Here is a 17,670-nt window from a genome sequence, read left to right as displayed (position 1 = left end):
GCCATGCCGCTCACCCGCACCCACATCCGCACCACCACCGAGGCGTATCTGGCACGCCGCCCGCACGAGCGGGAATCCCTCGCCGGGCTGTTGTCCCTCCTGGACGGCGTCGACGATCCGGCCGACCGTGCGACGCTCCCCGCCCACGTCACGTGCAGCGCTGTCGTCGTCGACCGCCGGTGCCGGGTCCTGCACATCCGGCACAGGGCCTCCGACGGGCTCGTGCTCACCCCCGGCGGTCACACCGAGCCCGGCGACCGCAGTCTGCTCGTCGCCGCGTTGCGCGAGCTGTCGGAGGAGACCGGGATCGCTCCGGGCGCCGTTTCCCTGACCCGGCAGTTCCTCGGCTCCCCCATCGACATCGACGTGCACGACATCGACGCGCGCCCCGCGAAGGGCGAACGGGCCCACCGGCACTACGACTTCCGCTACGTGTTCTACCTCGCCGACGAGGAACCACCGGTGATCACTCTCCAGGACGAGGAGGTGTCCGGCGCGCAGTGGCTGCCCCTGACGGAAGTCAGGTCACCGACCCTGCGTACGAAGCTTCTTCAGGCGGGCCTGGACGGGCGGCCCGAGCCCGTGAACGCCTCGGCGATCATCCACGACGGCCAGGGCCGGTACCTGCTGCACCTCCGGGACGCGAACAAGCCGTGGATCTGGGAGCCGGGGTGCTGGTCGTTGCTCGGCGGCGGCCGGGAGCCGCAGGACCGCACGCTGCTCGACACGGTCCGCCGGGAGCTGCGCGAGGAGGCCGGTCTGACGGTCGCCGGCCTGACGCCGTACGCGGTCGAGCACGTCACCGGCACGGACGGGACCCGGGTGCCGGTCCAGGTGTTCACCGGCCGCTGGAACGGTGACGCGGCCCGGCTGCCGCTCACCGAGGGTGTGATGGTCGCCTGGGTGCGTCCGGAGAAGTTCCCGTACATGACGATGCTGCCGTCGACCCGGGCGCTCCTGGAACGCCACGCCGCCGAGCACGACGCGCCCGCAGGCCCGGTACCGGGGACGGTCCCGAACGTCGTCGGCGTCCACCTCTACCTGGAGCGGGACGGCCAGGTCCTGCTGGGGCTGCGGCACCCCGGCTCGGCGTACGCGGGCAACACCTGGCACGTGCTCGCGGGCCACTGCGAGGCGGAGTCCGCCACGGCCTGCCTGGTCAGGGAGGCGTACGAGGAGGCGGGGCTGGTGATCGACCCGGCGGATGCCGAACTCGTCCACACCGTGCACATGGTCGACCGGCCGGGCGGCAGACCCCGGATCGGCCTGTTCTTCCGCGCACGGCGCTGGGAGGGCACGCCCGAGCTGAGGGAACCGGACAAGTGCGTCGCCTGGCAGTGGTGGAACGCCAAGGACCTCCCGGAGCCGCTGGTCCCGTACACGCGCGCCGCGATCGAGGGCATCCGCGCCGGGCGCGCCTACACGGAGCTGGGGTGGCCGCGTTGACCCGCGCCGACGCGCCGCTGGACGCCCACCTGCTGGCCGTGCGCGACGGAGCCCGGGGGCCGGAGGTGCTGCTGTCCCGGCGGGCCGGCGACGTGTACGCGAGCGGGCTGTGGCATGCGCCCTCGGGCCATGTGGAGGCCGAGTCCGTGGTCGACGCCGTCGTACGCGAGACGCTGGAGGAGACCGGTCTCGTCGTGGATCCGGCGCATGTGCGCGCGGCGGTCACGGTGCACCACCGGCCCCCCGTCGGCCGGGCAAGGATGGGGGTCTTCTTCGAGGTGCGCCGGTGGAGCGGCACACCTCGCGTCATGGAGCCCGACAAGTGCGACGCGATGGGGTGGTTCGCGCTGGACGAGCTGCCGGAGCCGATGGTCGCGTACTGCCGTGCGGGGCTGGACGCCTACCGCTCCGGCGCTCAACTGGCCGTGCACTTCCAGGAGCCCGGCGACCCCGTCGCCTACACCCCGTCCGCAGACCGGTCCCTTCTGGTCCCCGGCGCCGGTCCAGCGGGCGCGGTGGGTGCCTTCGCCGAGCGGGCGGTGGGCCGCATCGCCCGCTGGACGGACGTCTCCTGGGCGAGGGAGGAGAGCCGCGTATGGCGCGCGCAGGGCGCCGAGGGCGGCACCTGGTACGTCAAGGTCCACCAGAACGAGCGTTTCCACCGCCGCGAGGTCACGGCGTTACGGGGCTGGGCCACCGTCCTCGGCGAAGCCGCGCCCCGGCTGGTGGCCGCCGACGGCCCCTTGCGCGCCGTCGTACTCACGGCGGTGGGAGGCCGGTCCCTGTACGGCGCCGTCCTCCCACCCGAGGAGGAGCGCAAGGTCTTCCACCGCATCGGACGGCTCGCGGCCGCCCTGCACACCAGCGCCGCCCCGCGACGGCCGGGCGGCGGAGTGCTGCCCGTGGGAAAGCTGGAACGGCACCTGGAGGGAGCGCGGCCCCATCTCACCGCCGCTGACGAGGAGTTCGTCCGCAGCACGGCCGCGCGCGCCGTTGCCCTCCCCGCCCTCCCCGCGGTGCCCACGCACGGTGACTTCCAGCTGCGCAACCTGCGCTGGGAGGAGGGCTCCGGCACGCTGTACGTGCTCGACTTCGAGCGCTCCGAAGCCGGGCCGGCCCTACGGGACTTCGTGCGGCTGTCAGACAGCTGGCACGGCCGTCCCGACCTGCTGGCAGCCGTCATGAGCGGCTACGGTCGCCGCTTCAGCCGGGAGGAGGAGGCCCAACTCACGGCCCTCACCGCCCTGGACGCCGTCTCCGGCATCTCGTACGGCGCCGAGCACGGCGACCCCGAACTGGTGGAACGCGGCCTGCGCACCCTGGCCCGGCTGCGTGCCGACGACCACAACGCCCCATGAGGAGCGGCACGCCGACCCGGTCGTGACCGCCCCGCTGGAAGGGGCGTCCGGGGGTGCCGTACGGACGGGATACTTCAACCGTACGTACGGCACCCCCGGCCGCCACCCAAGTCCCCCTCGAACGGAGAGAGATGACCACGACATCCGCACCCGACGAACTCCCCGGCGCGGCGACGGGCGACGAGGCGTACGGGACGCTGCGCACCTCCGCCGCGCTGTGGGCCGGCACCAGCGTGCTGATCACCGATCGGCGCGGGCGGGTCCTGGTCCAGCGTGTCGGCTACCGGTCCACCCGGCTGCTGCCCGGCGGGGCCGTCGAGCGGGGCGAGTCACCGGCCCGGGGCGCCGCCCGCGAGCTGGAGGAGGAGCTCGGCGTCGCGGCGGCCGTCACCCGTGGGCTGGCCGTCGACTGGGTCTCCCCCGGCGGCCGGGCGGCGCCCGCCGCCATGCGGTTCCCGGGCGAGCTGCTGCACGTCTTCGACGGCGGCGTCTGGGACGACGAGCGGATCGCGGCCATCCGGCCCGCCCCGGGCGAGATCGACGGCATCGAGTTCGCCGAACCGGCCGGCCTTCCCTCGCTGATGTCTCCCGGCGATGCCCGCCGCGCCCTCTCCGCGCTCCGCGCCCGCATCAACGGCGCCGGCCCCGCGTTCCTGGAGGACGGCCTTCCGATCGCCCCCACTGTCCTCGACCGGGTCGGTGTCCTGCGCACCGCCCGGGCCTGCCACCACCTGCCCTTCCGGCCAGGGCCCGTGCCCCCCGGTCTGCCGGTCCGCCAGTCCTGGGTGTGGGCCTTCGCCCCGGACGGACGGGTCCTCGTTCTCTTCGAACCGGACACCGGCGCCGCCTGTCTGCCCGGCGGCACTACGGAACCGGAGGACGGCGGCGACCCCCTGGTGACCGCCGTCCGGGAATGCCGTGAGGAGGCCACCGCCGAGCTCGGCGACACCCGCTACCTGGGGTACCTGTCCGACACCGGACCATGCGCGAGGGTCCGTCACGCCGCCGTGCTGGCGAGCCTGGGCCCGGCCGCCGTCGATCCGGCCACCGGACAGACGTACGTACGCGTTCTCGCGACCCCGGAGCAGGCCCTGGAGTTCTTCGACTGGGGGCCGTCCGAGGCGGCCGAGCAGCTTGCCGCCGCCCACCGGGGGCGCGCCATGCTCGGCATACCCAGGGCCGTTCACCCCCAGCCCGTCACCGAAGTCGTGCGCCCCACCGCCTGGTAGCGCCGCACCCGTACCGAATCGAGGCCCCCATGACCGCCGCCCCCGTAGCTCCTTCCGAGCAGGCCCGGACCGGGCACTGCCAGTGCCGCCACATCGCGTACCGGGTGCTGGGCGACCCGATCGACCCGCACCTGTGCTCGTGCCCGCACGACACGCGTATCTCCGGCGCGCCCGCGGTCCTGTGGGTGGGCTTCGGCCTGGACGGGCTGACGTGGACGGGTCCGGGTGGCGAGCCGACGTGGTACGCGACCTGGCCCACGCTGCGCCGGGGCTTCTGCCCGCGCTGCGGGACGCATCTCGTCTCCGTCGCCGACGGCTCGGACACGGTCATGGTCACCGGGTTCAGCCTCACCGACCTCAGTGGCACCGAGCCCGTCGGCCACTCCTACCGGCAGGAGGCCGTTTCCTGGATGGCCGTCGCGCTGGGATAGTCAGCGCGCGGTGAAAGCGGCGGCGTGGTCGGTGGCCCACTGGCGAAACGTTCGCGGCGCCGTGCCGAGGATGTCGGCCACCGCGGTGGTGACGTACGCGGGCTGCCCGACCGCCGCGCTCCACGCGGCGAGCAGCATGTCGACAGCGGAGCGGGGCACCGTACCCTCGCACAGGCTGCGGAACTCGTCCGGCGTCATCTCCTCGAAGGCGATCCGGCGGCCCACGGCCTCACCGATGATGTCCACCTGCGCGGCCAGGGTCAGCGATTCGGGGCCCGTGAGCACGTAGTCGCCTCCGGCGCAACCGTCCTGCTGGAGCGTCCGCGCCGCGACGGCTGCGATGTCGCGGTCGTCCACCGGTGCCGACTCGGCAGCACCGTAAGGCCACCTGACGACCTGGCGGGCCCGGATCGCGGGCGCCCACCAGGCGAGCACGTTCGACGCGAACATCCCCGGCCTGAGGATCGTCGGCTCAAGTCCGGTGGCCGCGATGAGCCGCTCGATGTCGGCATGCAGTACCGCCATGGGATTGGGCTGCTGGAAGAAGGGGTGCGGCGTCCGATGCGGGGAGGAAAGCAGGACGACCCGCCGCACGTGGGCTGCCAGCCGCTCGATGACCGCCTCCGCGGTCCGAGGCGGGGCGGTCCAGACGAGGAAGACCGCACCGGCACCCCGCAAGGCCGGTTCGAGCGACTCGGGCACGGTGAGGTCACCGACGACGGCCTCGGCCTTCGCCGGCAGCGTCGCCGCCGCCTCCGGGCGACGGATGAGGGCCCGGACCGGCACGCCCGCGTCGAGAAGCCGGTCGATGACGAGGCGGCCGACGCGGCCCGTCGCACCGGTGACGAGCACGGGAGGAATGTCTGTCTGATTCATGCCACCCATAAAAACGTTACTCGGTTAATAATGCAACTCGGTAACGGGTGTTACGGTGGCCGCATGAGCGAGTCGTCGGGGCTGCGGGCCCGCAAGAAGGAGCGGACACGTGACGCCATCGGCGAGGCGGCCGTCTCGCTGTTCCTCGAACGCGGATTCGACCACGTCTCGGTCAACGACATCGCCGCGGCGGCGGAGATATCCAAGCCGACCCTCTTCCGGTACTTCCCCACCAAGGAAGACCTGGTGCTGCACCGGTTCGCGGACCACCAGGGCGAGGCAGCACGCGTCGTGCGCGACCGCGGCCCCGGCATCGAGCCACTGACCGCGCTGCACCGGCACTTCCTTGCCGGCCTCGACCGGTACGACCCCGTCACCGGCCTCAACGATCACCCCGAGGTGGTGGCCTTCCACCGACTGGTGTTCACCACACCGAGCCTGGCGGGACGGCTCACGCAGTACCGGCTCCAGGACGAAGAGGCGCTGACCGACGCCCTGGGTGAAGGCATCCAGGCACACCTGCGCGCGGCCCAGGTGCTCGCGGTCCAACGCGTGCTCGCCCGCACCAACTGGCAGAAGATCGCCGACGGTCGAACCGCCCACGCCGTCCGCCCCGAGGCCATCGCCGACGCCGACCAGGCATTCGACCAGCTGCGGTGACAGGCGGCACCCGGCGAGGGTACGGAGCGGTCGTGCGCCCCCACCCCGGCTTCCGGGGCGGGGGCGCGGGCGGGGTTCAGCAGGGGCGGATGTGGAAGACAGGGGTCCAGGACGCGGTGCCGGTGCCCTTGGCCACGTGGGACCAGCGCTCGCTGCCGTCGCTGTTGTAGAAGCGGGCCCGGGTGCCCGAGGTCTGGTTGTTGTTGAAGGTGCCGTCGCCGACACCGTTGAAGTCGTAGTAGCCGCAGCGGTAGTAGTCGTAGTTGACGCCGCGCCCGTCCGTGATGCACAGGTGCCCGTTGGCGCAGGCCAGGGCCGTTCCGGGCGACGCCAGGCCGCGGGTCTCGGACTGTCCGGGGGCCGGGAGCGTGACGGTGCCGCCGGGGATGTCGAGGGTGTTCGCGGAGGTCTGGCGGGCCTGGGGCTCCTGGGCGCGCACCGCGTCGACCTGCCGCTGGAGCTCGCCGGCCTGCCGGTCGGTGAGGCCGGCGGCCCGCGCCTGCGCTGCGTAGGCCTGCTGTCCGCTCGGGGCGGAGGGGGTCATGGCGTGAGCGGAAAGGGCGGGACCGGCGATCAGGGCCGCGGCGGCTGCCACCAGTCCGGCGGAACGGCGGAACGAGACACGCTTCAAGGTCTTCTCCTCGGGTTGGCCGTGCGCCTCTTTGAGGTGCACGGCCAGGCTTTCCAACTGACCCCCGTTTCAAGGGACATAGCGGCGATGTTCACCGTTAAGTGGTGCAGATGCCTTTTTTCGCACGCGCAGGAATCCACCGAGCGCCTGTGTCAATCCCGGAGCCCACGCAGGGCGTCGGGCCGGTGTGGTCCTCAGGCCGGGTCCGCTTCACGCAGGAACGCGCGGGCGCCCCGGAGCCGGGTGGTGAGCTTCCGCTGCGTGGCACGGCAGTCCAGTCGTACGTCGATCCCGGCAGGCAGGCCCGTATCTCCGCGGCGCGCGGAGGGCAGCCGCGCGGGGTCGAGGCCGTCGCGGCGGGCGATGAGCTCGCCGAGTTGGTGGCGGCTGAGGGCGTCCGGGCCCGCGAGGTGGAAGATCCCGGCGGCGTCGGAGCGGGCGAGCTCCCACAGGGCGGCGGCCAGGTCGCTCACGTGTACGGGACAGCGGACGTCGTCGGTGAAGAGGGCACCCTCGCGTGTTCCGCCGGCCAGGGCGTGAACCAACCGCTCGTGCTCGGAGCGGCCGTTGCCGATGATCAGCGAGGTACGGGCGACGGCCGCACCGGCGCCGATGACGCGTACGGCCGTCTCGGCGGCGGCCTTCGCGGCACCGTAGGGCGTGAGCGGGTCCGGCAGGCAGGATTCGTCGTACTGGTTGCGGCCCGTTCCGGAGAAGACCGCGTCGCTGGAGACGTGCACCAGGCGGATCCCGTGCCCGGCCGCCGCGAGGGCGAGCCGGATGCCGCCCTCGGCGGTGACCGCCCAGTCCGCCCCGCCGCTCGTCGCGTTGATCAGCACGGTGGGGGCCACCGTGTCGAGAAGCTGTTCCAGGCGCTGCGGGGCGCGGAGGTCGAGGTGGTGCCAGGCCGCCCGGGCCGGGTCCCCGGGGCGGGAGTGGTACGTGGCAGCCGGGGGCCCGTCCGAGGCGGCGGCCTGGCGTACGAGTTCGGTGCCCAGCAGGCCGCTGCCGCCGATGATCAGCACAGTCATGCCGCCCTACGCTACGGGCCGCCCGCGCGCCTGCCCCCGCGCTTCGCAGCCGCCCCGATGGCTGAAAGCGATCTTCCACATCTGGTTGAAGGCGCAAATAATCGTGTCTCCCCCCTCTCGAACGCAAAGGTGGCAGACACCATGAGCCGTAACCACCGCAGGTACACCGGAGCCGCTGCCGCGGTCTGTGGAACGGCCCTCGCGGTCGGCGCGGTTCTGGCCCAGCCCGCCGTCGCGCAGTCCGCGGGCGTCGTCTTCTACACCGGTGCCCACCAGACGGGCGCGGCGACGCCCGTGGACCTCACCAGCACCGAGTGCCACAACCTCGCCACGCCCTCGGCCTCCGCGCTGAACTACGCGGCCGTGGATGTCGACGTGTTCTTCAACGCCGACTGCCGTACGGGCGCCCCGGGGTCCGACAGCGACCTGAGCTTCGCCCTGGGCAGTCTGCACACGGCGGACTTCCCGTACCAGGCGGTGAGTTACCGCGTCCGCCCCGTGCGCTGAACAAGTCGGCCGACGTTCGCCCGGGTCGCGACGGCAAGCCTGAGCGGGCACGGGGCAGGCCACCGCAGCGAGCAGCCACGACATCCGGAGGGCCGTGGCAGCGCCCAGCAGGGCGGTTGCCACGGCAACTCCGGGCCGTGCGCCCGCGCCGCCGGACGGGTTCAGCCCGTCGGCAGCGTCGGCAGGTACCGGGGCGCGCGCCGGCCGTCCAGCCGGTGTTCCACCGCCGCGCCCAGGGCCAGCAGGCCGGCGTCCTGGTGGTCGCCGGCCATGAGGAGCAGCCCGACCGGCAGTTCGCCCACGAAGCCGGCGGGCACCGACAGCGAGGGGTAGCCGGCAACGGCGGCGGGCGTTGACGACGGGATCACGTCGTTGTCTCCCCGGCCGCAGTCGGTGGTCCACGCGGGCGGGTTCGTGGGGGAGGCGATCGCGTCCAGGCGGTGCTCGGTCATGACCTCGTCGATGGAGCGGCGGGACAGATCCGCCAGCTCGGCACGCATCGCCCGGTATTCCGGGTCGGTGGTGGGCGGTGCGGCGAGGGCCTGCTCGAAGAGCTCCTGCCCGGCGAAGCAGCTCTGCTCCTGCGGGTGGGCCCGGTTGAACTCGATGAGCCCGGCCAGGTCGCGCGGCCCCTTCCTGGTCGCGAGGTAGGCGTCGATGTCCCGGTGGAACTCGCTGAGCAGCGCCGGGAATTCGAGCTCGGCCAGGCGCTCCTGGTACGGGAGGTCCACCTCCACGACCTCCGCGCCCGAGGCCCTCAGCCGCTCGGCGGTGCGTGTCATGAGGGCGTCCACCTCGGTGCCGAGCACCGGCAGCCGCCACAGGCCGATCCGCTTGCCGCGCAGCGCACCGGGGCGGGACGCTTCGGCAAGGCCGGGGGCGGTGTTGGCGCCGCTGATGACCGACAGGGTGAGCGCGGTGTCGATCACGTTCCGGGCCATGGGGCCGGCGGTGTCCTGTTCGGCGGAGATCGGGACGACGCCCGACTGGCTGACCAGGCCGAGGCTCGGCTTGAGGCCGACGACGGCGTTCATCCCGGCGGGGCAGACGATGGAGCCGTCCGTCTCGGTGCCGATCGCCACCTGTGCCAGCGACGCGGCGAGCGCCGCGGCCGATCCGGCGGACGAGCCGCAGGGGTTGCGGTCCAGGACGTACGGGTTGTGGGTCTGGCCGCCCACCGCCGACCACCCCGATGTCGGTTTGGCCGCACGGAAGTTGGCCCACTCGGACAGATTGGCCTTGCCGAGGATCACCGCGCCGCCCGCCCTCAGCTTCGCGACCAGCTCCGCGTCGGCCGCCGGCGGCTTCCCCGCGAGGGCGAGCGACCCGGCGGTCGTCGGCATGTCACGGGTGTCCACATTGTCCTTGAGCAGGACGGGGATGCCGTCGAGCGGGCCGCGGGTCCGGCCGAGGCGGTGCCTCACGTCGCTGGCCACCGCCTGCCCCAGGGCCGTGGGGCTGAGGTGCAGGACCGCGTTGATCTTCGGGTCGACGGCCTTGATCCGCCGCAGGTAGGCGAGCGTGAGCCGGACCGAGGACAGCGATCCCCGGTCCATGCGGGCCTGGAGTTCGGGGATGGTGACCGTGTCGAGGTCGATGCCGCCGACCAGCGTGGATTCGGCGGATCGCGCCGAGCCGCCGGGGCGGGACTGGGCGGCTGCCTGCGGACCGGGCGCCACCGCGGCTAACGGGGCCACGACCAGGATCGCGGTCAGGGCCGCCATGCTTCTCGTCTTCATGGCGGACACCCCACTACACGCGGGCGGTGCGGCACAAGAGGTCCTCTCCGCGCGCGTGGCGGCAGTGGCCTTCGCCCGGGCCCCGCATGACGCGTCGCTCCGCACCGCGGCGGATCAGGGCCGGAGCACCTGGTGGGCGAGCAGTTCGGAGCGGGTCAGCTCCAGCAGCCTGCCCATCCAGTTCCGGCCCCGGTCGTCGGGGTCGTCCTTCCAGAACGGCGAGTCCCCGAAGCCGGTGTAGCTGATCGTGGCGTCCTCGGTGGCGAGGAGGACCTGCGCGGGTCCGGGGTGCTGGGTGAACTTCGCGCGAAGGAGTCCGGCCATGACCGCGAGCCGGACGTCGGGCCAGTCGCTGCGGCGCGTCGCCCGCCCGCCCAGGTCGTGCGCCTCCCGGCCGGAGGCGGCGTCCCGGATCCGGCGCCGGTCGGAGGCTTCGGCCGCCGAAAGGGCCCAGTAGCCGTGTTGTACGGAGGCGTAGGTGTCGCCCGCGAACTCGACCGGTGCGGGGAAGTCGTTGCGGAGCATGAACAGCCCCGGCTCGTCCGGCCATCCCTGCGGATAGACGGTTTCGTGGGAGACGAGCGCCGGGCGGCCCGGGCCGGCGGGATCGTCGGCGTGCTGGACGGCCCGGCGCTCCCGCTCCCCCTCGACGGCCTTGTTCGTGCGGGCGAAGTAGTCGAGAACGCTCTGGTGCATCTCCGCCGTCACCACCGGACCGTCGCCGTCGACGGCGTGGCCGATGTCCGTGAGCAGGATCCGCAGGGGCCGGTCCTGGCGGTCCATGTCTCCGAGGACATAGATCCGAAGGTGCGCGGGAACCGCCAGATAGGCCGCACGGAGAAGTTCCCGGTTGGCCTCGGTCGGCTGCTGCTCGTACTGCCGTATCGCATCCCCGCAGCGCTGCTGGGCGGTTGGCCTCCGGCCGAGGGCTTCGATGCGGTCGGCGACCTCCAGGAGGAAGCCCGTCGGTGTCAGCGGTTCACCGGAGCGCGACTCCCACTTCGACGGCGGGTCGGGCAGCGGCGGAGCCTCCGGGTCGGTCACCGCCCAACGCCCCGCCGCCAGCTTCTTCGCGAGGCCGGCCAGGTCCGTGCGTTCTCCGCAGATGATCCTTCCGTCCGCGAAAACGACCAGGTCGTCGAGGTAGTACCCGCCACCGTGCTGGTCACGCCGCCATATGTGGCACCAGGCCCCGTCGATTCTCTCTCCGTCCACCATCCGATACGTCGGTCCTCGCCATGTCATGGCCGCACGCTATCGCCCTCGGTGCGGCCATGGAGCGGGCGTCGGCAGTGATGCGCGGTGGCGACGCCCAGCAGCGGTCCCCACGCCACGATGTGCGACGGGCCCATGGCGAATCCCGGAGGCTGTCACGCGGCCCCGTACGCCCACATCCGTCCCTGTGGCGGAGTGGGCAGCGGCGATGTGCGATCGATCGTGCCCGCCCCCCCGAATCGACGGTTCGGGAAACCGCGCCCCTGCCCGGCGCCTGTCACTGGTCCGGACGCGCTCGACGGGGCAGCCGGGGCCCGCGCGGCCATCATGAGGTGGGCGGTGTGACCCATCTGTGAGGGAGAGGCATGAAGGCGACCGACGCGGACGTGGTGCGGGCAGGGCTCTCCGGGGCCGTGGATCTGCGGCGCGTCGGTGCTGATCCGGACTACTGGTACCCGGTGGCGCTGACCCGGGAGGTGCGCGTCGGGAAGGTGGTCGCGGCCGTGTTCGCCGGTGAGCGGCTCGCGCTGTACCGGGGGAAGAGCGGGGCCGTCCACGCGCTGGAGGACCGGTGTGCGCACCGGCAGGTTCCGCTGAGCATGGGCGTCGTGGAGGGTGACGTGCTGCGGTGCCGGTATCACGCGTGGGCCTACCGCGGTGACGGGCGCATCTCGCAGATCCCGTACCTGACGAAGGAGGACCGCAGGCCGCCCCGGGGCGTGCGCGGCTTCCCCGTGCGCGAGGCGTACGGCCTCGTCTTCGTCTTCCCCGGCGACCCTGACAAGGCACGGACCACCGCCCTTCCGGAGTTGCCCGCCTTCAGCTCGGGGCAGTACAAGACGCTGACGTACTCGCGGATCGTGCGCTGCCACTACTCGTTCATGCACGAGAACCTGCTGGACATGAACCACCAGTTCCTGCACCAGGGTGTCGTCGGCCGGCTCCGTCCCGAGCTCATCGGGCAGCGCAGCGACGCGCGGTCGGTGGAGGCCAGGTATCTGTTCACACACACCGGAGGCAAGCGCAACGCCGGTGCGAGCGTGCTGGCGGCCGAGGGCATCGCGGGCGGCTCCCGCGACGTGATGACCATCCGCACCGAGTACCCGTACCAGACCCTCGACCTGGTGCCGGAGGGCGCCGGCGAGCCGGTCTTCAGTCTCTGGGCGGTGTACGTGCCCGTGGGCGCCGACCAGCGGGCCTGCCATGTCTACGGGCTGCTCATGATCAAGAAGCCGCGCGTGCCCGCCGTGCTCACCGTGGCCGCGCCCCTCATCAGGCGGTTCACCGAGCGCATCTTCGCGCAGGACCGCATGGCGGTCCAGGCGGAGCAGCGGGCCTGGGACGAGCAGGGCGAGGACCGCAACCACGAGGTGTTCTCGCTGATCCTGGACGTACGCGAAGCGCTGCGGTCCAACGGTGTCCCCCTCTCCGTCTCCGCGGGCCCGCGCGGCACGGAGCCCTGTGCGGGGGCGGCGGGCGTCTGCGGGGGCGGAGATCCGGAACCCCGGCAGACGGACGCGGCGCCTGCGCGTTGAAGGCCCGCTCACCCGGACCGGTCAGCGCACGGCCAACAGCCCGTCCACCAGGGCCCTGAGGCCGTCCCGGTAGGTGTCCTCGGCCGTCAGCGCGGCCCAGCGGTCCGCTGCCTGCGCGAGGCGGGGCAACGCGTCCGGGTCGATGCCGGAGAAGACCTCCTCGCGGTACGTCGGGCGGTCGTCCTCCGCACGCCGTCGGGCGGCGGTCCCGCGGACCACGATCTCCCCGGCGGTGTAGTACCAGATCGCGCGGTAGCCGTGGACGGCCCGGTCGAGGGAGAGGCCGCTCTCGACGAGCCCGCTGACGATCTGTTCCACGAACCACAGCGCGCTCTTCGACATCAGGTCGTCGGCCGTCAGCACCTCCACGATCCAGGGGCAGGCGGCCAGCGCCTCGTGGATGGCGCCGGCGGCAGCGACGACGCGCTCGCGGGGGTCGGCGGACGGTTCCGGGCGGTGCAGGGCGCGGACGGCGTAGTCGTCCAGCAGGAGGACGAGCAGTTCCTCCTTGTCCCGGACGTGGTGGTAGAGGGCCATCGGCGTACTGCCGACTTCCGTGGCGAGCCGCCGCATGGTCAGCCGGTTCACGCCCTCCTCCGCCACGATCCTGCGAGCCGTCCCGATGATCGCCTCGCGCGAGATACGGGGAGGCCGGCCGGGGGTTCTGCGTGATGCGGGTGGCTGCGGCATGCCGTCATCATCCCCCAGGCATCGACAACGGCGTACCCCGGCGCTACATTTTCTTACATGTATAGAAACTCTCATGGGCGGCCCGGCCTGGTGCTGGCGGCAGCCGCCGTCGCCCAGTTCGTCGTCGCCCTGGACATGTCCGTGGTCAATGTCGCCTTACCCGCGATCCGCTCGGCGCTGGGATTCGCGCCGCTCGGCCTGTCGTGGGTCGTGCACGTATACGCGCTCACCTTCGGCGGGTTCCTGCTGCTGGGGGGCCGTGCCGCCGACCTGTACGGCCGGCGCCGGATGTTCGTGCTGGGGCTGACCGTGTTCGGCCTGTGCTCGCTGGGCGGCGGACTGGCCCAGTTCCCCTGGCAGTTGATCGCCGCGCGCGCCGGTCAGGGCCTGGGTGCGGCCGCGGCCGCACCGGCCGCGCTGGCGATGCTCACCACCACCTTCGCCGAAGGCCCGCAGCGCGTGCGGGCGTTGGGGGTGTGGAGCGCGGTGACCGCCGCGGGCGGTGCGCTGGGGGTGCTGGCGGGTGGTCTGCTGACCGAGTACGCGGGCTGGCGCTGGGTCATGCTGGTCAACCTGCCCATCGTCGCGGCGGCTCTCGCCCTCGTCCCGGGGGGCGTACCGGCCGATGCCCCGTCCGCCCGCCGCGAGAGGCTCGACACGCTGGGCGCCGTCCTGGGGACGGGCGGCATCGGGCTGCTGGTGCTGGGCGTCGTCCGCACCGACGCCCTGGGCTGGACCGCACCGGCCACCTGGGGGACCCTCGGCGCCGCGGCCCTGCTGCTGGGCGCCTTCGTCCTCGCCGAAGCCCGGACCGCCGCGCCGCTGCTGCGCCTCGGTCTGCTGCGCAGCCGATGGGTGTCCGGCGCGAACGTGCTGGTGTTCCTGGCGGCGGCCGGGCAGTTCACCGCGTTCTACTTCGTGTCCCTGTACATGCAGCAGGTCCTCGGCATGGGGGCCGCGGCGACCGGCGCCGCGTTCCTGCCCTTCTCGCTGGGCCTGGTCGCGGGGACCGTCGTCGCCATCCGCCTGACCTCGTCCCGTACCCCCCGGGTGGCCCTGGTGCCGGGTGCGCTGCTGGCGGCAGCGGGCCTGGCCTGGTTCGCCCTCATCAGCCCCGGCGGCAGCTTCCTGGCGGACGTGCTCGGCCCGTCCCTCGTCACCGGCGTCGGCGCCGGGCTGGTCCTTGCCCCGGTCGCCGCCGCCGCGACCACCGGTGTCGCTCCGCACGAGGCGGGCATGGCCTCCGGCCTGATGAACAGCTCCCGTCAGCTCGGCGGCTGCGTCGGCCTGGCCGCGCTGGCCACCGTGGCCGCACACCGCACCGGCCCGACCACCGACCCCGTCGCACTCAACGACGGCTATGCCCTGGGTCTGGCCGTGGCCGCCGCCATCTTCGTACTCGCGGCAGCGGTGGCCATCGGGGTGCTTCCGCGCGGCAGGACCGTGGCCGCTGTCCGGCGGTCCGACGCCGCCGCCGCAGAGGACCAGTTGGAAGGAACCTCCTCATGACGATCACGACCGTCGGCCCGCACGCCGACGGCCCCGCACCGAACCGGGGTGCGGGGCCCTGCGGACCGGGTTCAGACTCCGGTCAGGTGGTACGTGCCCGTGCCGTCCTGCCTGCCGCTGGAGTACTGGCGTATGAACTCGCCGTCCGCGTAGCGGTCGTGGCCCATCATGGAGCCGGTGTACTTGTTCTGCACGCCGATCGCGGAGCTGCCGGGTACATCGCGGTAGATATAGAAGCGCTGGAGGTCGTCCTCCGTGCAGGAGGCCGTCGTCAGGATCGCGCGTTCGGTGGAGGCGTCCTGTTCGGCGATGGTCGCGCAGCCGCCGTTGCCCCAGTTCCACAGGGTCGCTTCGAGGACGCCGTTGCTCTCCGTCACGTTGCACAGGCGCCAGTTGTCCAGGTGGGCGCTGAAGATGGAGGAGGGCCGCAGGCGGACGCCGTCGTTCGCGAGGAGCGGCGCGCCCCAGGACAGGGGCTTGCCGGGTACTTCGATCTTGTAGACGGCGGACTGGCAGTCGAGGGCGGCGAGCGCGGCGGTGCTGGGCCGCTCGGTGGGGGCCGCGTGCTGCGCGGGATCGCCGTCCTGAAGCAGCTTCGCCGTCGGTGCGACCGCGCCCGCCGGGTGCGCGGCCTTCGCGGCGGGCGAGCCGCAGTCGAGGAGGGCCTGTGCCTTGGCCATGACGCTTCCGGCGGGAACCTGGTCCTCGCAGCGCACGGCGCCCTCCTCAAGGGTGGTGTACGTGGTGAAGGCGCCGCTGCCCGGGCCCTCGGCCCACCTCAGCGCCCAGCTGCCGTCTGCCTGCTGGGCGCGGTTGCAGTTGAGGCTTCCGTAGGTGCCGGTGACCTTCTTGGTGCCCTTGTAGACGCCGTAGTAGCCGGGCTGGTTGAAGCTCCAGGTCACCGCGTTCGACTCGGTGCTCGTGGTGGAGGACTCCATCTTCACGCTGAGGCCCACGCTCACACCGGCCTTGTTGAGGGCGTCGACGGCGAAGCTCGCGTCGATCTTGTCGTCGAGGCCGACGGAGACCGTGATGGTGGTCGCCGTGGTGGTGGTGACGGATTGTTCGCCGGTGGTGCCCTCGGTGACGTACCAGCCCTTGAAGTGGGTGATCGTCGGGGAGACTTCGGTGCTCTTGATGTACGGGTGGCGGGTGCCGAGGTCGGCCGTCGTGCAGGCGTCGCCGGGCTGCGGCGAGGTCGCTGCGGTGGGCGCCGCGACGGCCGGTGCGGCGGCGGGGCCGATCGTGGTGACCGCCAGGGTCGCCGCCGTGGCGGTCACCGCGATCAGTACACCGGCGGTGCGGCTGCCGGAGCGTAAGCGTGTGGCTCGCATCGTTACGTGTTCCCCCTCAGGCGTACGAGTCAGGTCGGGGTGAATGTAACGGCCACGTGGGTTGCGGCGTGAGGGCGTAACTCGCCAGAGTCGTGCCGCACGGCGGGTTCCGGCTCGCCCGGCCGGCACCCGCCGTGCGTACCGCTGCGCTCGGACCCTCCCCGGCCACGCGCGAGCACGCGACCGCTCATGAGGGCCGGGGCTGCCGGGCCTTCCCCGCTTCGTGGCGGCCGCTGACGACTGCGCGGACGGCCCGGTCGCCCCGGGGGTCGGCCATCAGCCGGGCGATGTCCCACCAGCGCAGCAGCACCGCCGGGAAGTGCGGCGGGATCGCCTTCAGGACGTCCTGGTCGAACCGTGCGCGCACGCTCTCGTGGCGCAGGGCGGTCCGGATGTCCCCGAAGGACGGCGGCCTGGGGCGTATCGCCGGCGGCAACGCGGCCTCGTACTCCGGCGCCAGCCTGCCGCCCGGCTGGGCCATGACATTGCCGCGCAGCGCGGAGGCGACGTCGCCCTCCAGCTCCTCCTGGGCCTGCACGGCGCGCCCCCACCAGTGGTCCAGAAAGGCGGCGACGGCCTCCGGGTCGGTCAGATCGAGGGCGTCGCGCCGCCCGTCGAACTCGTCGCGCTCGTCGCGGGGCAGGGCGCCCCGTATCGCGCCGAGGGTCTTCGCGGGATGGCGGGGCGCGGCCTCGCCGAGGTGCCGCACCCACTGGTCGCCTCGCTCGTCGTCGGGGGGTCCCCAGACGAGGGCGCCGTCCAGCATGCCGGGCTTCTCCGGTCCCGCCGCAGTCAGAGGGGCTTCGAGGCTGACCGCCATGAGTTCGAGGTAGGCGGCCAGCGACGTGTACTCCCGGTCGCGGTCCCCGTACCTGGTCCAGCGGCGCACCTCGCCGGTCCGGCCGTCGAGGAAGAGGCCGGAGACGGTGTCGGCCGGGCCGGAGGAACAGAACGGGATCCACCAGGGCTCCCAGAACGCCGGGCCGTCGCCGCCGAGCCCCTTCCCGACCTCCATCTGCCGGCGGTGGACCTCGGCCACGGCGTCGAGCGGCATCAGCGCCCAGTCGCCCAGCATGAGCCCCGAGCCGTTCACCCCGTCCTCACCGGCGGACAGCCGCCACAGCGCCTTCAACTCCTCCGGGACGCCCGCGCCCAAGGCCACCCCCAGCTCGGCCAGTTCGTCGTCGGACGCGCCCGGCCGGAGGGCCGCGTACGACGGCGGGGTGTACTCGGCGAGCCATTCCAGGATCTGGGCCCACACCCGGGCGACCCGTGCGTCTTCCGGTACGTCGGTAGTCATGGCCCTACGCTCGCACCGCACCCCGGCCGGTCACGCGGCGGGGCCGGACTTCTTGAGGGACGTACGGGCGAATAGGCCATTCGACCTTGGAGAAACGATTCGACGCGGCCCGATCGGGGGAAGTCGTGTTGGCTCCCGGGCAGCGTGGGCATCCCTGGCACCGACCCGAAGGACAACAA

At 72.8% G+C, this 17,670-nt stretch carries 16 protein-coding genes; 8 read left to right on the top strand and 8 right to left on the bottom strand.

The genetic code is table 11. The features are described 5' to 3' along the window. Nucleotides 1-3: 3 nt before the first annotated feature. The 4 genes from ACZ6C6_RS07670 to ACZ6C6_RS07655 all read left to right on the top strand — a co-directional run bounded on the left by ACZ6C6_RS07670 (nt 4) and on the right by ACZ6C6_RS07655 (nt 4,464). Nucleotides 4-1,446, top strand: coding sequence for an NUDIX domain-containing protein (locus ACZ6C6_RS07670; protein ID WP_469200137.1), 1,443 nt, complete (start codon nt 4-6; stop codon nt 1,444-1,446). Further along, the gene (locus tag ACZ6C6_RS07665) at nt 1,434-2,804 is read left to right on the top strand and encodes a phosphotransferase (protein ID WP_469200135.1); all 1,371 of its coding nucleotides are present in this window, start codon (nt 1,434-1,436) and stop codon (nt 2,802-2,804) included. Before ACZ6C6_RS07670 ends, ACZ6C6_RS07665 begins: the two co-directional genes overlap by 13 nt. Before the next feature lie 131 nt (nt 2,805-2,935). Beyond that, a complete protein-coding gene (locus ACZ6C6_RS07660; protein WP_469200133.1) occupies nt 2,936-4,033 on the top strand; it encodes an NUDIX hydrolase in 1,098 nt (365 codons plus the stop codon). A gap of 29 nt (nt 4,034-4,062) precedes the next feature. Next, nucleotides 4,063-4,464, top strand: a complete 402-nt coding sequence (locus ACZ6C6_RS07655) for a GFA family protein (protein WP_469200131.1) — start codon at nt 4,063-4,065, stop codon at nt 4,462-4,464. On the opposite strand, the gene ACZ6C6_RS07650 is transcribed toward ACZ6C6_RS07655, so the two are convergent. Continuing rightward, entirely contained in the window at nt 4,465-5,340 is an 876-nt protein-coding gene (locus ACZ6C6_RS07650; protein ID WP_469200129.1) for an NAD(P)H-binding protein, read from the bottom strand. 63 nt (nt 5,341-5,403) lie between these two features. Between ACZ6C6_RS07650 and ACZ6C6_RS07645 the strand changes: the two genes are divergently transcribed. Then, nucleotides 5,404-6,000, top strand: a complete 597-nt coding sequence (locus tag ACZ6C6_RS07645) for a TetR/AcrR family transcriptional regulator (RefSeq protein WP_469200127.1) — start codon at nt 5,404-5,406, stop codon at nt 5,998-6,000. A 76-nt stretch (nt 6,001-6,076) separates the two neighbouring features. Here the strand turns inward: ACZ6C6_RS07645 and ACZ6C6_RS07640 are convergent, their stop codons facing one another. Together ACZ6C6_RS07640 and ACZ6C6_RS07635 are read right to left on the bottom strand one after the other, a co-directional pair. Beyond that, on the bottom strand, nt 6,077-6,631 hold the full coding sequence (locus tag ACZ6C6_RS07640) for a hypothetical protein (RefSeq protein ID WP_469200125.1): 555 nt from the start codon (nt 6,629-6,631) through the stop codon (nt 6,077-6,079). A 194-nt stretch (nt 6,632-6,825) separates the two neighbouring features. Continuing rightward, on the bottom strand, nt 6,826-7,662 hold the full coding sequence (locus tag ACZ6C6_RS07635) for an SDR family oxidoreductase (protein ID WP_469200123.1): 837 nt from the start codon (nt 7,660-7,662) through the stop codon (nt 6,826-6,828). Nucleotides 7,663-7,803: 141 nt separating this feature from the next. Here ACZ6C6_RS07635 and ACZ6C6_RS07630 point away from each other — a divergent pair, with 141 nt between their 5' ends. Beyond that, a complete protein-coding gene (locus ACZ6C6_RS07630) occupies nt 7,804-8,169 on the top strand; it encodes a hypothetical protein (RefSeq protein ID WP_469200121.1) in 366 nt (121 codons plus the stop codon). Between the two features lie 161 nt (nt 8,170-8,330). Here ACZ6C6_RS07630 and ACZ6C6_RS07625 read toward each other — a convergent pair whose 3' ends face one another. Both ACZ6C6_RS07625 and ACZ6C6_RS07620 read right to left on the bottom strand, forming a co-directional pair. Continuing rightward, a complete protein-coding gene (locus ACZ6C6_RS07625) occupies nt 8,331-9,908 on the bottom strand; it encodes an amidase family protein (protein ID WP_469200119.1) in 1,578 nt (525 codons plus the stop codon). 114 nt (nt 9,909-10,022) lie between these two features. Continuing rightward, entirely contained in the window at nt 10,023-11,126 is a 1,104-nt protein-coding gene (locus ACZ6C6_RS07620) for an NADAR family protein (protein ID WP_469200117.1), read from the bottom strand. 362 nt (nt 11,127-11,488) lie between these two features. On the opposite strand from ACZ6C6_RS07620, the gene ACZ6C6_RS07615 reads away from it, so the two are divergent. Continuing rightward, nucleotides 11,489-12,658 (top strand): Rieske 2Fe-2S domain-containing protein, encoded by a 1,170-nt coding sequence (locus ACZ6C6_RS07615; protein WP_469200115.1) that lies wholly within the window; start codon nt 11,489-11,491, stop codon nt 12,656-12,658. Nucleotides 12,659-12,679: 21 nt separating this feature from the next. Here ACZ6C6_RS07615 and ACZ6C6_RS07610 read toward each other — a convergent pair whose 3' ends face one another. Then, nucleotides 12,680-13,348: a TetR/AcrR family transcriptional regulator gene (locus tag ACZ6C6_RS07610; RefSeq protein ID WP_469200113.1), complete on the bottom strand. Its 669-nt coding sequence runs from the start codon at nt 13,346-13,348 to the stop codon at nt 12,680-12,682. A gap of 57 nt (nt 13,349-13,405) precedes the next feature. Here ACZ6C6_RS07610 and ACZ6C6_RS07605 point away from each other — a divergent pair, with 57 nt between their 5' ends. After that, the gene (locus ACZ6C6_RS07605; RefSeq protein ID WP_469200111.1) at nt 13,406-14,857 is read left to right on the top strand and encodes an MFS transporter; all 1,452 of its coding nucleotides are present in this window, start codon (nt 13,406-13,408) and stop codon (nt 14,855-14,857) included. Between the two features lie 71 nt (nt 14,858-14,928). On the opposite strand, the gene ACZ6C6_RS07600 is transcribed toward ACZ6C6_RS07605, so the two are convergent. Together ACZ6C6_RS07600 and ACZ6C6_RS07595 are read right to left on the bottom strand one after the other, a co-directional pair. Continuing rightward, nucleotides 14,929-16,191, bottom strand: a complete 1,263-nt coding sequence (locus ACZ6C6_RS07600; RefSeq protein ID WP_469200109.1) for a hypothetical protein — start codon at nt 16,189-16,191, stop codon at nt 14,929-14,931. A gap of 187 nt (nt 16,192-16,378) precedes the next feature. Further along, nucleotides 16,379-17,491: an SMI1/KNR4 family protein gene (locus tag ACZ6C6_RS07595; protein WP_469200107.1), complete on the bottom strand. Its 1,113-nt coding sequence runs from the start codon at nt 17,489-17,491 to the stop codon at nt 16,379-16,381. Nucleotides 17,492-17,670: the final 179 nt, after the last annotated feature.

The organism is Streptomyces sp. NPDC041814 (assembly GCF_055590565.1).
The sequence above is the reverse complement of the archived record's forward strand: the minus strand, read 5'-3'. Positions and strand labels throughout refer to the sequence as shown.

What these genes read in the sequence shown, in the direction of transcription:
- ACZ6C6_RS07670 (WP_469200137.1), top strand. Translation starts at nt 4, where the DNA reads ATGCCGCTCACCCGCACCCACATCCGCACCACCACCGAGGCGTATCTG.
- ACZ6C6_RS07660 (WP_469200133.1), top strand. Translation starts at nt 2,936, where the DNA reads ATGACCACGACATCCGCACCCGACGAACTCCCCGGCGCGGCGACGGGC.
- ACZ6C6_RS07655 (WP_469200131.1), top strand. Translation starts at nt 4,063, where the DNA reads ATGACCGCCGCCCCCGTAGCTCCTTCCGAGCAGGCCCGGACCGGGCAC.
- ACZ6C6_RS07650 (WP_469200129.1), bottom strand. Translation starts at nt 5,340, where the DNA reads ATGAATCAGACAGACATTCCTCCCGTGCTCGTCACCGGTGCGACGGGC.
- ACZ6C6_RS07645 (WP_469200127.1), top strand. Translation starts at nt 5,404, where the DNA reads ATGAGCGAGTCGTCGGGGCTGCGGGCCCGCAAGAAGGAGCGGACACGT.
- ACZ6C6_RS07635 (WP_469200123.1), bottom strand. Translation starts at nt 7,662, where the DNA reads ATGACTGTGCTGATCATCGGCGGCAGCGGCCTGCTGGGCACCGAACTC.
- ACZ6C6_RS07630 (WP_469200121.1), top strand. Translation starts at nt 7,804, where the DNA reads ATGAGCCGTAACCACCGCAGGTACACCGGAGCCGCTGCCGCGGTCTGT.
- ACZ6C6_RS07625 (WP_469200119.1), bottom strand. Translation starts at nt 9,908, where the DNA reads ATGAAGACGAGAAGCATGGCGGCCCTGACCGCGATCCTGGTCGTGGCC.
- ACZ6C6_RS07620 (WP_469200117.1), bottom strand. Translation starts at nt 11,126, where the DNA reads ATGGTGGACGGAGAGAGAATCGACGGGGCCTGGTGCCACATATGGCGG.
- ACZ6C6_RS07615 (WP_469200115.1), top strand. Translation starts at nt 11,489, where the DNA reads ATGAAGGCGACCGACGCGGACGTGGTGCGGGCAGGGCTCTCCGGGGCC.
- ACZ6C6_RS07610 (WP_469200113.1), bottom strand. Translation starts at nt 13,348, where the DNA reads ATGCCGCAGCCACCCGCATCACGCAGAACCCCCGGCCGGCCTCCCCGT.
- ACZ6C6_RS07605 (WP_469200111.1), top strand. Translation starts at nt 13,406, where the DNA reads ATGTATAGAAACTCTCATGGGCGGCCCGGCCTGGTGCTGGCGGCAGCC.
- ACZ6C6_RS07600 (WP_469200109.1), bottom strand. Translation starts at nt 16,191, where the DNA reads ATGCGAGCCACACGCTTACGCTCCGGCAGCCGCACCGCCGGTGTACTG.
- ACZ6C6_RS07595 (WP_469200107.1), bottom strand. Translation starts at nt 17,491, where the DNA reads ATGACTACCGACGTACCGGAAGACGCACGGGTCGCCCGGGTGTGGGCC.